This is a genomic window from Occallatibacter sp., from assembly GCF_036502485.1.
Classification (GTDB): Bacteria; Acidobacteriota; Terriglobia; order Terriglobales; family Acidobacteriaceae; genus Telmatobacter.
Map to the genome: position 1 here is coordinate 1 of NZ_DASXYM010000038.1, position 17793 is coordinate 17793.

The 17793-nt window shown below is 60.5% G+C and carries 18 protein-coding genes; 8 read left to right on the forward strand and 10 right to left on the reverse strand.

Features of this window, described 5'->3' with window-relative positions; translation table 11 throughout:
• The 4 genes from VGL22_RS06090 to VGL22_RS06105 form a co-directional block, all read left to right on the forward strand.
• A partial coding sequence (locus VGL22_RS06090; RefSeq protein WP_465266008.1) for an AAA-type ATPase lid domain-containing protein occupies positions 1-456 on the forward strand: 456 nt, incomplete at its 5' end.
• A 445-nt stretch (positions 457-901) separates the two neighbouring features.
• Positions 902-1216 (forward strand): hypothetical protein, encoded by a 315-nt coding sequence (locus VGL22_RS06095; RefSeq protein WP_465266009.1) that lies wholly within the window; start codon positions 902-904, stop codon positions 1214-1216.
• A 2-nt stretch (positions 1217-1218) separates the two neighbouring features.
• On the forward strand, positions 1219-1932 hold the full coding sequence (locus tag VGL22_RS06100; RefSeq protein ID WP_465266010.1) for a Crp/Fnr family transcriptional regulator: 714 nt from the start codon (positions 1219-1221) through the stop codon (positions 1930-1932).
• Between the two features lie 712 nt (positions 1933-2644).
• Positions 2645-3115 carry a hypothetical protein gene (locus VGL22_RS06105; RefSeq protein ID WP_465266011.1) on the forward strand — a complete coding sequence of 157 codons (471 nt, stop codon included), beginning with the start codon at positions 2645-2647 and terminating at the stop codon, positions 3113-3115.
• A 102-nt stretch (positions 3116-3217) separates the two neighbouring features.
• Here VGL22_RS06105 and VGL22_RS06110 read toward each other — a convergent pair whose 3' ends face one another.
• The 8 genes from VGL22_RS06110 to VGL22_RS06145 form a co-directional block, all read right to left on the reverse strand.
• Positions 3218-4201 carry a TIGR01777 family oxidoreductase gene (locus VGL22_RS06110; protein ID WP_465266012.1) on the reverse strand — a complete coding sequence of 328 codons (984 nt, stop codon included), beginning with the start codon at positions 4199-4201 and terminating at the stop codon, positions 3218-3220.
• Positions 4201-4869: a TetR/AcrR family transcriptional regulator gene (locus VGL22_RS06115; protein ID WP_465266070.1), complete on the reverse strand. Its 669-nt coding sequence runs from the start codon at positions 4867-4869 to the stop codon at positions 4201-4203. Before VGL22_RS06115 ends, VGL22_RS06110 begins: the two co-directional genes overlap by 1 nt.
• Positions 4870-4874: 5 nt before the next feature.
• Positions 4875-5009 (reverse strand): hypothetical protein, encoded by a 135-nt coding sequence (locus tag VGL22_RS06120; RefSeq protein WP_465266013.1) that lies wholly within the window; start codon positions 5007-5009, stop codon positions 4875-4877.
• Positions 4993-5256, reverse strand: a complete 264-nt coding sequence (locus VGL22_RS06125) for a hypothetical protein (RefSeq protein ID WP_465266014.1) — start codon at positions 5254-5256, stop codon at positions 4993-4995. The genes VGL22_RS06120 and VGL22_RS06125 overlap by 17 nt, the downstream gene beginning before the upstream one ends.
• 278 nt (positions 5257-5534) lie before the next feature.
• Positions 5535-6086 carry a hypothetical protein gene (locus VGL22_RS06130; RefSeq protein ID WP_465266015.1) on the reverse strand — a complete coding sequence of 184 codons (552 nt, stop codon included), beginning with the start codon at positions 6084-6086 and terminating at the stop codon, positions 5535-5537.
• Between the two features lie 1022 nt (positions 6087-7108).
• Positions 7109-9808 (reverse strand): TonB-dependent receptor, encoded by a 2700-nt coding sequence (locus VGL22_RS06135; RefSeq protein WP_465266016.1) that lies wholly within the window; start codon positions 9806-9808, stop codon positions 7109-7111.
• Between the two features lie 114 nt (positions 9809-9922).
• Positions 9923-10669: a PIG-L deacetylase family protein gene (locus VGL22_RS06140; RefSeq protein WP_465266017.1), complete on the reverse strand. Its 747-nt coding sequence runs from the start codon at positions 10667-10669 to the stop codon at positions 9923-9925.
• Positions 10670-10791: 122 nt separating this feature from the next.
• On the reverse strand, positions 10792-11511 hold the full coding sequence (locus VGL22_RS06145) for an HAD family hydrolase (RefSeq protein WP_465266018.1): 720 nt from the start codon (positions 11509-11511) through the stop codon (positions 10792-10794).
• A 224-nt stretch (positions 11512-11735) separates the two neighbouring features.
• On the opposite strand from VGL22_RS06145, the gene VGL22_RS06150 reads away from it, so the two are divergent.
• Both VGL22_RS06150 and VGL22_RS06155 read left to right on the forward strand, forming a co-directional pair.
• Entirely contained in the window at positions 11736-12149 is a 414-nt protein-coding gene (locus VGL22_RS06150) for a hypothetical protein (RefSeq protein WP_465266019.1), read from the forward strand.
• 41 nt (positions 12150-12190) lie between these two features.
• Positions 12191-12880: an alpha/beta hydrolase gene (locus tag VGL22_RS06155; protein ID WP_465266020.1), complete on the forward strand. Its 690-nt coding sequence runs from the start codon at positions 12191-12193 to the stop codon at positions 12878-12880.
• A 231-nt stretch (positions 12881-13111) separates the two neighbouring features.
• Here VGL22_RS06155 and VGL22_RS06160 read toward each other — a convergent pair whose 3' ends face one another.
• Positions 13112-13624 carry a ferritin-like domain-containing protein gene (locus VGL22_RS06160; RefSeq protein ID WP_465266021.1) on the reverse strand — a complete coding sequence of 171 codons (513 nt, stop codon included), beginning with the start codon at positions 13622-13624 and terminating at the stop codon, positions 13112-13114.
• Between the two features lie 99 nt (positions 13625-13723).
• On the opposite strand from VGL22_RS06160, the gene VGL22_RS06165 reads away from it, so the two are divergent.
• Both VGL22_RS06165 and VGL22_RS06170 read left to right on the forward strand, forming a co-directional pair.
• Entirely contained in the window at positions 13724-14803 is a 1080-nt protein-coding gene (locus VGL22_RS06165; RefSeq protein ID WP_465266022.1) for an aldo/keto reductase, read from the forward strand.
• 50 nt (positions 14804-14853) lie between these two features.
• A complete protein-coding gene (locus tag VGL22_RS06170) occupies positions 14854-15999 on the forward strand; it encodes an aldo/keto reductase (protein ID WP_465266023.1) in 1146 nt (381 codons plus the stop codon).
• A gap of 139 nt (positions 16000-16138) precedes the next feature.
• Here the strand turns inward: VGL22_RS06170 and VGL22_RS06175 are convergent, their stop codons facing one another.
• Positions 16139-17383 (reverse strand): MFS transporter, encoded by a 1245-nt coding sequence (locus tag VGL22_RS06175; protein WP_465266024.1) that lies wholly within the window; start codon positions 17381-17383, stop codon positions 16139-16141.
• Between the last annotated feature and the right edge of the window lie 410 nt (positions 17384-17793).

Here is a 17793-nt window from a genome sequence, read left to right on the forward strand (position 1 = left end):
TTTCCGATCTTTGCACCGCCACTCAGGGAGAGGCGGAGCGATATCCCGATGCTGGTGCGGCATTTTGTGGCCACGCATAGCCGGCGCATGGGCAAGGTGATCGAGACGATTCCTGATGCCACCATGGATGCGCTGGTGAATTGGGGATGGCCGGGGAATATTCGCGAGCTGGAAAACATGCTCGAGCGGGCCGTGATCCTGACGCGCGGAGCTGTGCTGTATGTTCCACTGGCGGAGCTTGAGACGCCGATGGACGAGAATGAGGATGATGGCGAAGAGATGGGCGAGCCAGCCACGCTGCACGCCGCGGAACGCGAACATATATTAAAGGTGCTGCGCGAGTGCAAAGGACTGATTGGCGGCGCCGACGGCGCGGCCGCGCGACTGGGCCTGAAGAGGACCACGCTCAACTCGAAGCTGAAGAAGCTGCGGATCGAGCGGAAGGAATACATGTAAAGGCAGCGGCGGAGTTACAGAGTTACAGAGGCAGACGAACGGTTTCGGCCCTTCTCTAACCGTTAGCGTGACCGTCGCCTCCCACATCCAGTCAAGTGCAATTACTGAGATGATCGCCGCATTCGCCTGAATAGCGTTTTCCGCTCCCTCTGTCCCTCTGTCCCTCTGTCCCTCTGTCCCTCTGTCCCTCTTTCCCTCTTTCCCTCTGTCCCTCTTTTCCTCTGTCCCTTCGTCCCTCACCTCTGTCCCTCCTCCCGCGTCTCGTGACGAAATTAAGTCACTGGCGAAATGTCGTCATCGTCACTTGTCGTCAGTTGGTCATCGTCACGGGCGGCTCTCTTCGTCACATCCTGGTAAAACCTTTGAAATCAGCGCGGCCCAGGGAGGTTGCCGGCGTGTGTGGGTTTGGCATGCCATCTGCATATAAGTAGGGCGACGGCAAAGGATGGGCCAGCATACGTTAAGGATTTCGATTCAGGAAAACGACAACTCGATCGGGTTCACGCTGGTGGGTCGTCTTGCCGGGCCCTGGGTGGCAGAACTCGAGAGAGTGTGGAAGGACGTTTCTCCGCGGCTCGAAATCAAGAAGCTGTCGCTCGACCTGCGTGACTTGACTTACTCGGACCTGGCAGGAAAGCGAGTACTGCGCGAAATGTTTTCACTCAATCATGCGGAGTTTGTTACGGACTCTGACTGGTCGCAGTATCTCGCCGAAGAGATCAAAAACAGCAATGAAATGCTAGCCCATGGGAGGGCCTGACGATGGAATGTACACAGAACACAACAACCACCTGCAGAAACAAGGCCGTCCAGCACATGGGTGAATTTTTCAATAACTGGTTGCTCCCCGCACTGGAAGACTGGGCAGCTATGGAGCACGCTCACTCCTACGCTTCCAACCACACACTGTTCGCGGAGAAGGAAGAGGTTCGCGGATTGTATGTGGTGCTCGACGGCGAGGTCCGGCTCTCGATCAACTCGAGCGAGGGCAAGCGCCTGAGCCTGCGGATTGCGCGCAAAGGCGATGTGCTGGGACTTTCGTCAACTTTGTCGGGCGCCTCTTACGAGATGACGGCGGAGACGCTGTATCCCGCGAAGGTTGCGCTCATTGGCCGCCGCGAGTTCCTCGGCTTCCTCTCGCGCCACCCTGAGATTTATATGAACGTGACGGAAGAACTGAGCCGGCACGTTTCGATGGCCTGCCACCAGCTTCGCACGGTGGGTCTCTCTGCCACGGCGCCGGAGAAACTGGCGCGGCTGTTGCTGGACTGGAGCGAAAACGACCTGTCGACCGCTTCGTGCGGAAGGGTGCGCTTCTCGCTGACACACGAAGAGATAGGCGAGTTCATCGGCGCATCGCGGGAGACCGTCACGCGCACGCTGAGCACGTTCAAGCATCGCCGCCTGGTTTCGTTCCGCGGATCGATGCTGGAGATTCCCAACCGCACGGCGCTGGCAAGTTACGCCGGAGCATAACAGCAGTCAGGCTTTCGTAAGTGATTTCTCCCCAGGCTTAAGCACGCTTGTGAACGAGTGCAGACAGAACCAATCAATAGCAAACCAGCACCGAGAGATCTGCACTCTTCACAATCGCAATCCATAACCGTTACCAACCTTCATTGCAGGTCAAAGTTATCCGGGTTACCAGGTGGTTTTGAATCAAAGAATGAACGCCAGAGTCAAATGGGCCAAGGTAGTTGTGAATCAACGGTCATAGCAGTCAAGGGCCATTTAAGTCGATTCAGACTCTTCATTCGGGTCAAGGTAATCTGTTTCCTGAGAGTTGCACTCAAGGGTTCATGCACGCAGATTGGTCGGTCCCAGGTTATTCATGCATGGCGGCCGGGTTTGACAATCAGGTAAACCGCAGCAGAAGTAAGCGGCAGACGACTGAATCAGGAACCAGGGATCGTCGGACTGCCGCGTTGTTTGCTCATTCCTGTTCATGCACTGTTCCGACGCCGGGGCGGCACAGTGGTCACGATGATCAGCCCGGGCATGCATCCGGCTTCATTTGGTTTTGTTTTTGTCATTCTGCTCTCTTCGGCAGGTGCATTCTGCTCGTCTCTGCATCGCACCTGCCTCAACTTTCGATCTGCTCTCTGCCCCTCCTTGCTTTCCTCGTCTTTGAGACTCCTGCTGACAATCTGCTGACGCTACAATGAGGCCACCGCAACAAGGAGGCCTCATGCGCAGAGTTTTCTATGCTCTTCCGGTACTGTTTTCTCTTTTGCTGATGAACGTTGCCGTGCTGCACGGACAGGGTGCGCCGCCGCAGGGCGCGGCCGACCAGCCCTACACCGTGGAGTACTACTACAAGGTGCAGTGGGGGCATCAACAGGAGTTCCTCGATCTCTTCCTCAAAAACCACTATCCCTTGCTGAAGAAGATGGTCTCGTCGGGACGGATGCTGGGGGTGAAGCTTGAGACCCCTGCCTACCACACCACCGAAGATGGGCGCTGGGATTATCGCGTGACCATCCGGTTCAAGAACTCGACGGTTGCCACGACGGCCAATCCCGACGAGGAGAAGCTCATCCAGGAACTGTGGCCCGATCAGACCGCGTACAAGCACGAGGAGCAGCGGCGGTTCGAGATTCTGATTGCACACTGGGATTTGCCGGTGACGGAGATTACGCCGAAGGGCAGTGGTCAGTAATCAGTGGTCGGTGATTAGTGATCAGGTGATCAGTGGTGGTCAGGTGGTCACTTGGGCGGTGCGCCAACGCCTGACCCGTGAACTAACCCCGAACCCTGTCTTTCAGGGCCGGTTGCGCCATTGCTGGACGAGGTCTTCGGCGGCTTGGGGCCAGGTGGGAAACTCGAAGTCGAAGCCAGACTCGAGCAGGCGCGCGGGAATGACGCGGCGGCTCTTGAGCAGGAGCTCGGTTTCCGTGCGATGGAAGAATGCGGCGAGTTCAAGTAGCGGCGCTGGAGCCGGAATGCCGTTGGGCATGCCGCAGGCATCGCGCAGCGCCGCCATGAAATCGCGATTGGGCAACGGGTGCGGGCTGGAGAGGTTAACGGGACCCTGGAGGTCGTCGCGCGCGATGAGGAATTCCACGGCGCGGGCGAAGTCGAGGGGATGAATCCAGGAGACGAATTGCCGGCCGTTGCCCTGGGTTCCACCCAGGCTGAAGCGAACCAGATTAATCAGAATGGACAACGGGCTGCCGGCGTTGGGAGTCATCACCACCGCGCTGCGCAGGGCGACTTTGCGGGTGTGCGGGGTGAACGAGGAAACGAAGGCGGCCTCCCAGTCGGTGGCGACTCTGATGGAGAAGCTCCAGGGGTCGCGGGCGCTGCGAGGATCAGAGACGGCATGGCGTCCGCCAAATTCGCCGATGTACTCATCCATCGGCTGGTCGTAGGAATGGCGGTAAATGGTGGCTGTGGAGGCGTTGAGCCAGACTTTGGGCGGGTCGGCCAGGGTGGAGATGACACGGGCGAGGAGTTCAGTGGAGTCGATGCGCGAGCGGTAGATGGAGTCACGGTTTTCGGGGGTGTAGCGGCAGTTGACGCTGTGGCCGGCGAGGTTGATGCAGACGTCGGCGTGCTCCAGGCGGTCGATCCACTGGCCTTCGTGCTCGCCATCCCAGAATACGGTTTGCCAAGTTGCGGCGAACGGGCTGCGGGTGAGCACGGTGACGTGATGGCCGCGCTGCTGGAAATGCGCTGCGAGCAGGCGGCCGATGTGGCCGCTGCCTCCGGGGATCACGATGCGAAGGGGATGGGCGAGGGGCATCAGGCTTCCTCGTAAAGAACGCGCAGAAGGTCGGCGGCGCGGCGGTGAAGCGGCTTCATGAGCGGCAGGCCGGCGAATTTGAGAAGAATCAGAATGATGCGCCGGGACTGGTCGAAGAGGAACTCGGTGCGCGATTGTTTGGGGGAGCGGTCGTAGACCCAGAAGAGAATGAGGCCCATCTGGTAGAGCCAGAGGAGGCGCGGCAGGTAAGGAAGGATCGAGCGGGGCAGGCGTACGCGGGAGTCGTCAACGGCGCGGGTGAACCAGGCGAGGTCGGCGTCGCGGATGGCGGCGGTCTGGGGACTGAAGGGCGAGACGGGATGGGTGGGGTCGACGTGCGCGGAGAGTGCGCGGAGCAACTCGCGATTGGGCGCGAAGGTAACGAACTTGAGGCCGATGATCTCGCGCAGACGCTGTTCGAGCGAGGTTGCTGCGGAAAGGATGCGCTCGGCCTGGGGAGCCATCTGCTGCTGTGCCTGAGCGTAGAAGGCGAGCACGAGAGCATCTTTGGAGTCGAAGTAGTAGTATGCGGCGCCGACGGCCATCCCGGCGTGGGCAGCGATGTCGCGCATGGTGGCGGACTCGAAGCCGCGCTCGCGGAAGACAGTGAGCGCCGCGGCGAGGATGCGGGCGCGGGTCTGTTTGGATTTTGTGGGCTGGATGGTCATGGCGGTCACGAAGCGGTTGCTTGGGTCGGAGTGGGGCGGCGGAACAGCGCCAGCAGGAGCAGGTTGAAGACGTACAGGGCGCCGAGGAGGAGGAGAAGAAAGCCGAGCTTGATAGTGAGGACCTCAGTCAGGTCGGGCAATGCGGTTCATGGGCATGGAAGTCTGGACGGTGAGGACGAAGTAGCCGGCGCAGACCAGGAGGTAGCCGAGATCGAGCAGGCGGCGGATGGCGCGGGCAAGGGTGGGGTTGGAGCCGCAGCAGTCGCGGAGGAAGAGGGCTCCCGCACGGTGCAGGATGTGGAGGAGTGCGAGGACGAGTGCCAGACTGGCGAGAGAGTAGATGGCGTAGTAGTGGGCGAGGTACTGGGGCCAATCGGTTGGGCGCATGGCGTTTCTCCTCCGGGAAGGGAATATTTTGAACATGTTCAAAATAAAGATGCGCGTGTGCGGGTCGGAGAGTCAAGTGGTTTTTGAATCTGTTCAAAAGATAGAGCAATTGACGAGAATCCGAATCGCAGTTGTCCGAGGAAAGGGGGCGTGATCTTTCGGAAAGTTGATCTGCTGTGGGGACGCAACGGGCAGGCAAATGCGGGGAGCGAGCGAGGGCGTTGTGCGGGCCTGCGCGCAGAGGGTACGAAGCCCGGACGGGGAGCAGCCGCCGGCAATTATGAGCGGGGCGGCTGGTAGGGGTATCCGGCCATGTACATGCGGCGGCGGCGGGCGTGGCGGATCTCACGGATGACCACGAAGAGGATGAGGGTGAGGATTAACAGCGGAGTCCAGAAAAGCCAGGCGGGCTGAACCACGCGGTCGCCGCCATTGGTGACGTTCTCCCCGGCGCGGAAGTCGGCGAACATGCAAACGATGTCTTTGCCGACGGTGACATTGTCGCCGAGGCGCACGGAGCCGAAAAACTTGACGAGGTCTTTGCCGATGCTGGAGCTGTCGGCGAGCGTGACGTCGCCGAAGAAGTTGACGACATCCTTGTTGGCCTGGCCGTCAATGCGCACGCTGCCGAAGAAGACGACAATGTCGCCGTTGACGGTGCCGCGGTTGTCGACACTGCAGAAGAAGCAGACGGCGTCGTGAATGGTTTCGCCGGGAGCGACACTGATATTGCTGCCGAACTGGACGTTATCCTTTTCGGCGAAGGCTGCGGTCGAGGATGCTCCGAGTGCGACGGCGAGCAGTGTGAGGGCGAGCAGACGTAGGCGCATGGAAGCCTCCTTTTTCCTGATACGCGGGTGGGATGCGTTTCGTTCCCGCAATCAAGAGGATGGGATCAGTGTAGCGCAGAAGAGTGCCTTCATCTCGAGGCAAGCGGCTTCCTGGAAATCCTTTGCCATGCATCAATACGGCTGAATCAATACAACTTTGTTCGGCTGTCCAGGGTGCGATTTATCGAAAGGTCCTACGTAAGCGGACCCGTATTTCCAAACAAACTGGCCCGCTACGTCGGGGTGACCTGAAGACCTTTGGGCGGCGCGACTTTGGGAACTTGGCCTGCGGAGATAATGCTGCCACCATGTTTGATACAAGTGTCGACTCCACATCTATTGATGTTCGTTTCGAAATCGAGCGAGGAACTCGCAGTTCGTACTCGTCTTATCTCCCGATTCCATGACTGGCATGTGGATTTCAAACATTGGACCATCTCCCAAATGGTTCCTGAGGGGACTTGTTCGCGCCCTTCCGCGACGAGACTTAGGATGGCACATGAAAATTGAGCATCGTAGAAAGGGAATGGGCCATCATTCGCGATTTCGAACTGCTTGTTAATGAACTGTTCAGATGGATCGAGGTGACCGATGATGCGATCGAAACTCTCTGAAGGAACTGTACTCCTATAGACAAAGAGTAAGCAGTACGGAAATGGCGGCGAGCGCTTTCCGTCTCCCTCTTACAACGACATGTACGCTTCGCCAAGCTCTGTCGAGTACCCCGGGTGCTGTTACAACGGTGAGTGCGATGCAGCCTGAGCTTTATTCTCTGGCCGTGCCGTTTTCGACCCGTCTTGTAGCGCGTCCTTTTAGGTTCGTGGCCAACGCGGTTTCGCTTGCGCTTCTTCGATATTGACGATCACTAAGAATTATCACGAGCAGCGGAGAGGCGGCGAGGCTCTCGCGTCGCACTAGAGTAGTTTTGTCAGGCGCAGGTGCGTGTCACAATGCGTTTCCAAATGACAATAAAATGCGACATTTGGAGGACTCCATTTGCGCCGCCCCGTTGCAAGCGCTGCTTAGAACTCGAGGCGCATGCCTAGCTGGAGGCGCCGTGGTGGGGCGACGGAGGTGACTTCGCCGAAGCCGGAGGAGGTGGCGACGGTGTTGACGGAGCCGGGATTGTCGTGGTTCAGGACGTTGAATGCCGCGGCGGAGAAGCCGACGTGGGGGGACTCGTCCTCTTTGCTGCCGGTGAGGGCGAAATCGTGGCCCCAGCGCAGGTCGAGGCTGGTGTAACTGGGGAGTCGCTCGCTGTTGCGCGCCACGCCGTCGGGACGAGCGTTGTAGAGGCTGTCGCCGTAGGGGTCAGTACCGGTGATGATGGTCCAGGGGCGGCCGCTGTTGGCCCAGATTCCGGCGGCGAGGTTGAAGACGCTGTCGGGGTGGAACATGGCGTACATGCCGACGCGCTGGCGGCGATCGAAGCTGGCGTCCGACCAGTTGTTGTTGGGGTCGTACTGATTCTGGGGGTACCAGCCGAGACCGTCGGAGTTGGACGCGTAGTGCGCCCAGGTGTAGCGGCCCCAGCCGGTGAACCACTTGTTGAGGCGGCCGCGATACGAGGCGTCCATTCCGGAGCCTTGCATGAAGCCCTGGGGTTGCATTTCGCGGATGCGGCCGTAAGCGGGATCGGGACGCACGGTGTAGCCGGACTGCGGTGTGGGAGCGTTGATGTCGAGGGAGCGGAAGGTGCCGATCTGGCGCATGGAGTAGACGCTGATGTTGGCGGTGGCCTTTTCGCCAAGCTGGCGCTCGATGGAGAGGCCGTAGTGCATCTCGTAAGGGATGCGGGCGTGGGGCTGAAGCTGAACGCGCTGGAGCGGCACGGAGGCTACGTCAACGCAGTTGCCGATGGGGACGCAGCCGGCGGGCGGTTGCGCGGTGGGATCGAGGGCAACGACCGCGGAGTGGCGGCGCGGCTGCAGGCCTTCGTAGCGGGCGAGATCGAGAAGCGGGCCGGAGCCGGTGCGGTCGTAATAGATGCCGCCGCCGCCGCGCAGAACGGTCTTGGATGCCTGATCGAGAACGTAAGCGAAGGAGACGCGCGGCGAGAAACCGAGGAGTTTGGTGGCGAAGAAGTTCTGCCAGTCGTAGCGCAGGCCGGGGGTGATGGAGAAGCGGGTCGAGACCTTGATCTGATCCTGGAGGAAGGCGCCCATCTCCTGCTGGTGGTAGATGAAGTGAACCTGGCCGGAGTTCTGGGAGTAGGCGGAGGGGCGGTTGTTCTGGTAGTTCTCAAGCGCCGAGGTGAGGACGGTGACGCCGTCCGCGGCGAGTATGGGGGAGAAGGTGTAAGTGCCGAGGACGTTGGAGTTGTCGTTGAAGGCGCGGCGGTTGAAGTGGGGGATGCCGATGCCGGCCTTGATGAAGTGACGTCCGCGGGTGAGGGAGACGATATCGAAAAGGCGGAAGTTGTAGTCCGTGGATAGGGTGTTGTTCTGGGCGGAGCCGGAGGTGAAGTATCCCTGGACGCTGATGCGAGGGGCCTCGGCGGCGTTGACGTTTTTGCTGAAGGCGTGCTCGCCGACAATGGAGAGCTGGTTGAGCATGGTAGCCGTCAGGGTGGAGTCGACGTGAAAGACGAGGTCGTCTTCGTGGTAGCGATTGTTGTAGCCCGTGGAGGCGAGGGCCTGGCCGCCAACGCCCTGATTGTTGCCGGTCCACTCTTCATAGCTGTATTGGGCGTAGGCGGAGTGGCGGTCGCTGAACTGGTGGGCAGCGCGGGCGCTGAACTCGGTGTCGCGGGTGGGTGCGGGGACGTTGGCGCTGTAGCCGCCGGAGGGGTTGTCGGAATTGGGCGGCAGGAAAGCGCGAACCACGGCGTCGACGTCTTCTTCCGCGCGATTGAAGGAGGCGAGAAAGCTACTTTTGGGAGCGTGGAAGATGGGGCCGGTGAGGTGGCCTTCGTAGACGCGGCGCTGCTCAGAGGGCTTGGTGGGCGCGAGGGCGTTCTGCGCATTCAGGGCGGAGTCGCGGAAGAGGAAATTGAACTGGCCGTGGTAGTTGTCAGCGGAGGATTTAGTAACGATTTCCATTTGGCCGCGCCCGGGCCAGTAGTACTGGGCGGAGTAGGGGTCCTGGTTGATGCGGATTTCCTGAACGGCCGAGGCGGAGACGGTGTTGCGGTTGGCCTCGACGCCATCGACGATGAGGCCGGAGCCGCCAGAGGCTGTGGCGGAGTCGTCAAGGAAGGCGCTCATGGCGCCCTGCAGGTCATTGTCGAAGATGGGTAGTTGCTTGATATCGCCGGCGGTCATCACGTTGGCGTCATGATTTTCCTCGCCGGAGGTGAGGTCGTCATCGCTGTCGGCATTAACGCGGACGTTGGTGGAGAGGGCCGCGATGGGGAGCACGATCTTGATGGGCACGGCGTGTAGCTTTGCGGGAGCGGCGGCGGAGATGGCCGCGGAGGCGGCGGCGACGACGACCGGGGTCTTCACGGTGTCAAAGCCGGGCTCCGAGATGATGAGGGTGAAGCTGCCGGGGTGGGGCGCGACGACCTGGAAGGTGCCGTCGCCGCCGGAGTGATAGCTGCCGGCAAGGGCGCCATCGGTCTCGACGAGGTCGATCTGGGCGTTGGGAACAATGGCGCCGGAAGGGTCGGCCACAACGCCGGTGATGGGCGCGGGCGCGGCGGGAGGCTGGCCCGCGGGGGCGTTGTAGGCCAGGGCGATAGAAGGCCCAAGTGCAAGAGCCAGGGCAAGAAAGCGCAGCATGAGTTCTCCAGTGACGGCCGCACCCGAAGGCAACGGGCTGGCTATGGTAAGGTTACCAATTTTGGTTTGGAGGGGAGTGTTAAGTTTTGCAAAGTGGCGCGGGCGCGTCTCGGGTTATACAACGCTGGACAGGCCGGCGCGGGGGAGGACGTCATAGGGGCTGCGCGTGAGCAGGACAAAGGCTTCGGCGCGGGTGTGGCCGCTTTCCAGGCCGCGGAAGCGCGCGACGGAGTCTTGGAGATCGTAGAAGTAGCCGGGGTTCTGGCTGGCGTGGGCGGTGCAGGCGGCTTTCTTTGTGTCTGCGACCGGGGTGATGTCGATGAAGTGGGTGGGAGCGGGGAACTGCAGGGTGTCGTCGCCGCTGGAGACCTCGTAGTAGTAGATGGGGAAGGGGCATTTGAGGCGGTTCCAGGCCTCGTGCAGGAGGCTGGTGATGGCGCGGTGGTCGGGGTGGTTGTCGATCGGCCAGTGGGTGAAGACGGCGTCGGGTTTCTCGGCTTCGATGATCTTCTGAAAGGCGGCGAAGTGGGCTTCGTCAACGATGGATCGGTTGTCGGTCTGGCCGGCCCAGGTGGGACGGGCACGGAGTATGTCGCAGGCCTTGCGGGCTTCCGCGGTGCGGATGGGGGCGGGCGTTTGCCAGGCGCCTTCGTTCAGGTAGAGGAGGACGGCGTCATGGCCTGCTGTGGTGAGGCGGGCGATGGTGCCGCCGCAGCCGTATTCGGGGTCGCCAGGGTGGCCGCCGGCGATGAGGAATTTGAGTTTGGGCTGCTGGGCCTGGGGGTGGAGTTCGCGGCCGGTGGAGAGGAGGGTGGCGGCTGCTGCGGCGGTTTTCAGGAGGTGGCGGCGGGTGCTGGGCATGGTTTATCGATGTTGCCATGGCGCGGTGGGTGTGGCGAGAGCTCGCGGTTTCGCACCCTGTGTCCAGAAAAAAGGAGAAAAAAAGGAGACAGGATGGGGCACGGAAGTTTGTGGTGGTGCGATCAGGGTCGTGGTGAGGCGGCGAGGGCGGCGGGCCAGTCGTGGGCGGATTCTACGACGATGTCGGGTGGGACTTCCATGAGGTTCTGGGGGCCAAAGCCGAACTTGCAGCCGAGGGTCCATGCGCCGGCGTTGCGGGCGGTGAGGATGTCGACTTTGCTGTCGCCGATCATGAGGGTCTGGTGGGGGGCGGCGCTGGCCTCCTGCATGAGGGTGCGGAGGCCGGTGGGATCGGGCTTTTTGATAGGGAAACTGTCCCCTCCGTAGATGCGGAAGAAGCAGTCCATGCCCAGGCCCTCGCAGATGGCGCGGGCGGGCCGGACGGGCTTGTTGGTGAGCACGGCGAGCTTGCGGGCTGTGCCGTCAGGACTGGTGCGGAGGGCGGCAAGGGCATCGAGGACGCCGTCGTAGGCGTAGGTGTAGTCGAGTTTGTGCTCGCGGTAATGAGTGAGGAAGAAGTTGTAGGCGGTGGCGAGCTCTTCGTCGTGGACCTCGTCGGGGGGGACGCCGTTTTCCACGGCCAGGGAGCGGCGCACGAGCATGGGCGCGCCGTTGCCGACGAAGCTGGCGATAATGTGATCGTCAAGATGGGTGCGGCCCATGTGATGGAGTGCAGCGTTGACGGAGTTGCAGAGGTCGCGGGCGGAATCGATGAGGGTTCCATCGAGGTCGAAGACGATGAGTTTGATGTCTTCGGCGGGGATGGGGCGGAGGACGAGCATGCTGCCAGTGTAGCGAAAGCAGTGATCAGTGGTCGGGTGATCACGTGATCAGGTGATCTAACGCGCCTGACCCTGACCCTAATCCCTAACCCCTGCCTTTTAGCGATCAGGGACCAGAGGGGCAGGGCAGAGGGACAAGTCACAGAGCTACAAAAGTCAGGATTTGCGGGGGGGGGGGCAATCAGGGACTCGTTTGACGCCAAGGATCTGAAGGACGGCAAGGCGTGGACGGGGCATGGGCCGGATTTCTTTTTGCGGTGGAGGCGGAGGATCAGCCAAAGCTGATGATGGATGATGCGCCGGGACCGGCGATGGTGCAGGTTGGCGAGTCGCACCTCTGGTACGCGGTGGCGCGCGTGAAGCCGGTGGGACGGCCACATGCGTTTCATTACGTTGTCGCTGACAAGACCTTTGGGGGCGTGCTGGATATGCCGGTGTTCGGGGAGCCGTCGTATCTGCAGCCGGGTGTGTCGTCAGGGAAGCTGGAAGGGCCGATTGAGCATACGAGCAAGATCTACGACGGCATGAAGGGCCAGTATTGGGTGTATGTGCCGGCGCAGTATGACGCGAAGACGCCCGCGGCCGTGATGGTGTTTCAGGATGGGCATATCGATCGCGAGGGAACAATCCGGCCCTGAACGTGATTGACAACCTGACTGCGCAGAAGAAAATTCCAGTGATGATTTGCGTGTTTACCGATCCGGGCGATATCGCGGATGCGCCAGGGACGCCGACGTTCAAGTTTGTGCGCGGGCATGCGGACAGGTGGGAGCGGAGCATGAAGGACGCGATGCGATCGACGGAGTATGACACGGTGAGCGTTCGCTACGCGCGGTACTTGCGCGAGGAGATTCTGGCCGATGTGGGAGCGAAGTACAACTTGCGCAAGGACGCGTACAGCCATGCGATTACGGGTTGTCGTCAGGCGGCATCTGCAGCTTTAACCCGGCGTGGTAGATGCCGGAGTACTTCTCGCGGGTTGATTACGTGGATTGGGAGCTTCACGTCGATTCAGTGGAAGGAGACGGCGGAGAATCCCGAGGGAGGGCAGGATTATCCGGACAAGATCCTGCGTGAGGACAAGAGGAAGGTACGGGCGTGGCTGCAGGATGGTTCGAATGACCTGGAGAATCCGAACTGGGGTGACTGGCCGGCGGCGAATATCCGCATGGCGAATGCGCTGAAGACGCGTGAGTATGACTTCCACTTCAGCTTTGGCAAGGGCACCCACAATCCGGGGCAAGGGGCGGCGGAGTGTCCCACGGAGATGATTTGGTTGTGGCGGGATCATGATGCGGGCAAGACCGAGCAGGAGTATGCGCCGGATCCGAGGAGAAGGACAGGCCATATTTCCGGATGGGGATTGTGAGCAGGGCGGCGGACGCTGGGAACTGGTACAGGGGTGTGTTGCTCAGGCGTTCGACCGGCCGGGAGGAGAAGCAGATTCCTTTCGGGAATGACAGATCAGAAAGGCAGGAACAACAGCAAAAGGCAGGTTCTTCGCCTCGCTCAGAATCACAAGTGTGTGTGGAGTTAGCGGTCAGCCGTCAGGCTTCAGATGTTGTATGGAAGCTGACGGCTGACAACCGATTGCTGCTGGTTACGCTGCGTTGCGCTGGGACTGGCTTTGGGCTTGCTTGTTGACCCTCATGGCGATTTTGGTTAGGAGCTTGTCGGTCTTGCCTTCTTCGTCAAGGGTTTGCTGGAGCAGGTCGGCGACTTCCTGATTACCTATGGTTTGCGCGATGGCGCGCACGGTTCCGTAAGCGGCGATCTCGTAATGCTCGACGCGTTGGGCGGCGCCTATCAGTCCGGCGTCGCGGACTTCGCCTTCATCGGCTTCCTCGATGATTTCGGAGCCTTCTTCGAGCAGGCCCTTCATGCCTTCACAGGTTTTCGCGCTGGCTTTGGCGCCAATGAGTTCGAACACACGCTCGAGCCGCTGAATCTGGCCGCGGGTTTCTTCGAGGTGTGTTTGGAAGGCTTGGCGCAGCTCCTCAGACGAAGCAGCCTTGGCCATTTTGGGCAGGGCGCGGGTGATCTGCTTTTCTGCCGAATAGAGATCCTTGATCTCATTCAGAAATAACTTTTCTACGGTGTCGACCTTTGGCATATTGTTCCCTCCGCAGGGATTTCCTTCGCGTGGTGGGATGCGTCGTTGGGCCGACATGTTGCCGTAAGTGAATGAGAGCAGGCGACACGCTGGAGGGTGATGGCATCTACCTTGCGGATGCTGGGCCGCGGGTGGATGAGCGGCCTCGGCGCGGTGTGTGTGAAAGGTGGAGGGATGGCAAACGGCGGGATTCCCATGCGGCGGTTCGGCAAGGCGGATGTACAGGTGTCGGCGCTGGGGCTGGGCGGGCACCACATTGGAGCGGCGGAGAACGAGAAGACGGCGGTGGAGATTCTGCACCGCGCGGCGGATGAGGGAATTACCTTTTTCGACAACTGCTGGGAGTACAACGCGGGCAAGTCAGAGGACTGGATGGGCAAGGGTCTGAAGGGCCGGCGCGACAAGGTCTTTTTGATGTCGAAGGTGTGCACGCACGGGCGCGACGGGAACCTTGCCATGCAGATGCTGGAGCAGAGCCTGCGGCGGCTGCAGACGGATCATCTGGATTTGTGGCAGGTGCATGGGGTGGTGTTCCAGAACGATCCTGATCTTTTTATCCGTCCGGGCGGCGCGGCGGAGGCGCTGGAGAAGGCGAAAAGGGATGGAAAGGTGCGGTTTGTGGGATTCACGGGGCACAAAGATCCGGACGTGCACCTGGCCATGGTGAAGACGGGGTTTGGGTTCGACGCGGTGCAGATGCCTTTGAATCCCTTTGACGCGAACTTCTTCAGCTTTGAAAAAAAGGTGCTGCCGGAACTGAACAAGCGGGGGATTGCCGCGCTGGGAATGAAACCCCTATGCGGGCACGGCGAGCCGGTGCAGCAAGGCGTATTCACGGCGCAGGAGATGCTGCGCTATGCGATGAGCCTGCCGGTGGCGACCACCATTACCGGCGTGGAGAAGTTGGAGGTTCTGGAGCAGAATCTGAAGGTGGCGCAGGGATTTACTCCGCTAAGCGAAGACGAGATGCAGAAGATGCGCGAGCGGGCGAAGGCGTATGCGGCTGATGGGAAGTTCGAGATGTATAAGGTGTCGCTGAAGTTTGATAACCCGGAGGCGCGGCTGGCGCATGACTTTCCACTGGATTTGAAGAGTGTGGAAGTGCGGCAGATGGTGTATGCGGCATCGAACACGGGGCGGCCGTTTCCGCAGGTGACGGGGTCGCCGGGGCCGGATTGAGAAAGGCAGCGGAGCTAGCGGAGTTAGCAGGTGCGTGCGGAGGAGATTGCGTGGGTGGATCGAGTGATGTGTCGCGGAGAAGGTTTTTGCAGAATGCGGCGTTGTCAGGTGCGGCGGCGGTGAGTGGGGTAGGCATCGCGCGGCGCGCGGACGCTGAGGGGGCAGGCGGCGGAGCGGGGCAGGCTGTCGATCCACGATCGACTGAAGCGAGTGGAAGAGTGATGAACCCGATTGTGCCGGATTTTGCGGGCGAGTATGGGGGGAAGGTGCCGGAATTTCAGGTGCCGAAACGGCCCATGGGAAAGACGGGCCTGCAGGTATCGATTCTCGGCATGGGTGGGTTCCATTTAGGTTCTGCTGCGGGGCAAAAGGAAGTGACGGAGATGGTGGCCAAGGCGCTGGACCACGGAATCAACTTCTTCGATAACGCGTGGGAGTATCACAAGGGCATGAGCGAAGAGTTCGTAGGAACAGCGCTGAAGGGCAAACGGGATCAGGCCATCGTGATGACCAAAGTATGTACGCACGGGCGCAAGAAGGATGTGGCGATGCAGCAGCTGGAGGAGTCACTGAAGCGGCTGCAGACAGATCACCTGGATGTATGGCAGGTGCATGAGGTGATTTACTACAACGATCCCGACAAGATCTACGCGCCGGATGGAGTGCTGGAGGCGTTGACGGCCGCCAAGCAGCAGGGCAAGGTGCGGTTTGTGGGATTCACCGGGCATAAGAATCCGCTGATCCATCTGGACATGTTGAACCGCGGGTTCGCGTTCGACACGGTGCAGATGCCGATCAATGCGTTCGATCCGAGTTACCGATCGTTTGAGCGCGAGGTTCTGCCTGTGGCGGTGCAGAAGGGCATGGCGGTGTTCTCCATGAAGAGCATGAGCGGATCGGGCGAGCCGATTGTGCATGGCGCGCTGACTCCAACGGAGGCGCTGAGTTATGCGATGACCGTGCCGGGCGTGTCGACGACGATCTCGGGGATGGATTCGATGGAGGTGCTGGATCAGAATCTGATGATCCTGGCGAACTTCAAGCCGCTGGGCGAGGCGGACATGAATGCGCTGCGCGAGCATGGGAAGCAGTTCTGCGATGGGCGGTATGAGCTGTTCAAGAGTTCGCTCAAATATGACGGCGATCTGGGACGGCAGCAGCATCAGTTCCCGACGGCGGAAGAGGTGCCTGCGTGAACACGGGAACAGGGGAGTAGAACGACGGGGTGGTCAGCGATCAGCGGAGCCGGCGGTGTCGCAGGGCGGGCGGAAAGCAGATTCCCTGCGGGAATGACAGACAGAAAAGCAAGTGCAAGTGCGAAAGCAGGAGCAGAGGTCAAGCGGCGCCGAAGTTCTGGCCACGCCGTTCTTTGCCGAGCCAAGCCATAAGCGAGGCGACCGTGAAGACGATGATCGCCATGATTGCAAACGCTCTGCCATAGCTTGTTCTGTGGGCGTAGGTGGCTTGGATGGGGCCAGACAAGCTGGCGATGACTCCGGCGGTTTGGTAGGCGAAGCCGGGAAGCAGAGCGCGCACGGAACTGGGCGAGAGTTCCGAGAGGTGGGCCGGGATGACTCCCCAGGCGCCCTGCACCATGAACTGCATGAGGAAAGCCCCGAGAATCAGAAGCGCCTGGTTGGGTGCATAAGCCCAGATGGGAATGAGGAGTGCGCCCAGCGCAAATGCGGTGATGATGGCGAGGCGGCGCCCGGCTTTGTCGGAGAACCATCCGAATGCTAAACCGCCCAGGATTGCACCGACGGCGGAAATGGCAGTGATCACCGTAAGCCGCTCTGGCGACATGTGCCATTGGATCTGCAGGAACGCGGGGTATAGATCCTGTGTGCCATGCGAGGCGAAGAGCATGGCGGTCATGAAGATGAGGAGATAGAGAAATAGCTTCCAGTGCCGAAGAACTTCGCGATGCTGTTCTGACCAGGTGCGGCGCGCGTTGTCAGAGCGTTGCCACACCCTTGACTCCTTGACGAAGAAGGCGATGTAGAGAACAAGCGGTAGCGCTGGCACACTGGAAAGGATGAAAAGCATGCGCCAGCCCAGATTTTTGAGGCAAAAGAAGCACAAGACCGCGGCCAGCACGTTCCCAGCGGCGTAGCCTTCCTGCAGCAAACCGGATAGCAAACCGCGGCGATGAGCTGGAGCGCACTCCATCGCCAGAGAGGCGCCGACTCCCCAGGTGCCTCCCATGACAATCCCGAAGAGTCCCCGAACGATGAGCAGCGTTGTGTAGTTGGGCACCAGGCCGGTGAGCACTCCGGCGATGGCGAAGAACCCTATGTTGATCATGAGGGGTATGCGGCGGCCGTAACGGTCGGCCAGCAAACCGAAGAGAAATCCGCCGACCGGGCGTAGCGCCATCGTCATGGTAAAGACCAGCGACATCTCCGCGACGGTCTTGTGAAATTCCTTCGCCATCGCGGTGAGGCAAAAGGTGACGAGGAAGAAATCGAAGGCGTCGAGCAGCCAGCCGGAAAACCCTGCGATCACCGCGGGGGGGTGACTGGCGGTGAGCTCATCGGAAGCGCCGTTCTGCGGCGAACGGGGCGATGGGGGTTCGGTCATTTGCGTCCTTGGATGCTCAGCTTCCCTACGCTATCAGACGTTACGGTGGACGGGGAACCTGCGGCGGTATGAATGCGATGGAAGCTGCCGAGCAGCTTTTTGAAATCGCAGGCCACCTGAGTTCCAGAATCATCATCTTAATCCCCGGTTCATAATGCGCTCGCACGCACAGGCCGTACGTATCTGGGCTGTTAGATGGATGACCGCGTGTGCAATGCAAGGCCACTTTCTTTTGCTGACCCCCAGCAACCCACCGGACTTACACACTATTTACGAAACTCCCCTGGAAGAGGGAGTGGGCGTGTGCGAGTGCGCCATTCGACAAGGAGAAAAAGAAATGCGCTTTCCGCAATTACAGGCCAGTACGTGCAAGAGAACGATCAGACCCTGGACGTCAGTATGGACTTTGT

Coding starts and splice junctions, on each gene's coding strand:
- VGL22_RS06095 (WP_465266009.1), top strand. CDS start 902: ATGGGCCAGCATACGTTAAGGATTTCGATTCAGGAAAACGACAACTCG.
- VGL22_RS06100 (WP_465266010.1), top strand. CDS start 1,219: ATGGAATGTACACAGAACACAACAACCACCTGCAGAAACAAGGCCGTC.
- VGL22_RS06105 (WP_465266011.1), top strand. CDS start 2,645: ATGCGCAGAGTTTTCTATGCTCTTCCGGTACTGTTTTCTCTTTTGCTG.
- VGL22_RS06110 (WP_465266012.1), bottom strand. CDS start 4,201: ATGCCCCTCGCCCATCCCCTTCGCATCGTGATCCCCGGAGGCAGCGGC.
- VGL22_RS06115 (WP_465266070.1), bottom strand. CDS start 4,869: ATGACCATCCAGCCCACAAAATCCAAACAGACCCGCGCCCGCATCCTC.
- VGL22_RS06125 (WP_465266014.1), bottom strand. CDS start 5,256: ATGCGCCCAACCGATTGGCCCCAGTACCTCGCCCACTACTACGCCATC.
- VGL22_RS06130 (WP_465266015.1), bottom strand. CDS start 6,086: ATGCGCCTACGTCTGCTCGCCCTCACACTGCTCGCCGTCGCACTCGGA.
- VGL22_RS06135 (WP_465266016.1), bottom strand. CDS start 9,808: ATGCTGCGCTTTCTTGCCCTGGCTCTTGCACTTGGGCCTTCTATCGCC.
- VGL22_RS06140 (WP_465266017.1), bottom strand. CDS start 10,669: ATGCCCAGCACCCGCCGCCACCTCCTGAAAACCGCCGCAGCAGCCGCC.
- VGL22_RS06145 (WP_465266018.1), bottom strand. CDS start 11,511: ATGCTCGTCCTCCGCCCCATCCCCGCCGAAGACATCAAACTCATCGTC.
- VGL22_RS06155 (WP_465266020.1), top strand. CDS start 12,191: ATGATTTGCGTGTTTACCGATCCGGGCGATATCGCGGATGCGCCAGGG.
- VGL22_RS06160 (WP_465266021.1), bottom strand. CDS start 13,624: ATGCCAAAGGTCGACACCGTAGAAAAGTTATTTCTGAATGAGATCAAG.
- VGL22_RS06165 (WP_465266022.1), top strand. CDS start 13,724: ATGGCATCTACCTTGCGGATGCTGGGCCGCGGGTGGATGAGCGGCCTC.
- VGL22_RS06175 (WP_465266024.1), bottom strand. CDS start 17,383: ATGACCGAACCCCCATCGCCCCGTTCGCCGCAGAACGGCGCTTCCGAT.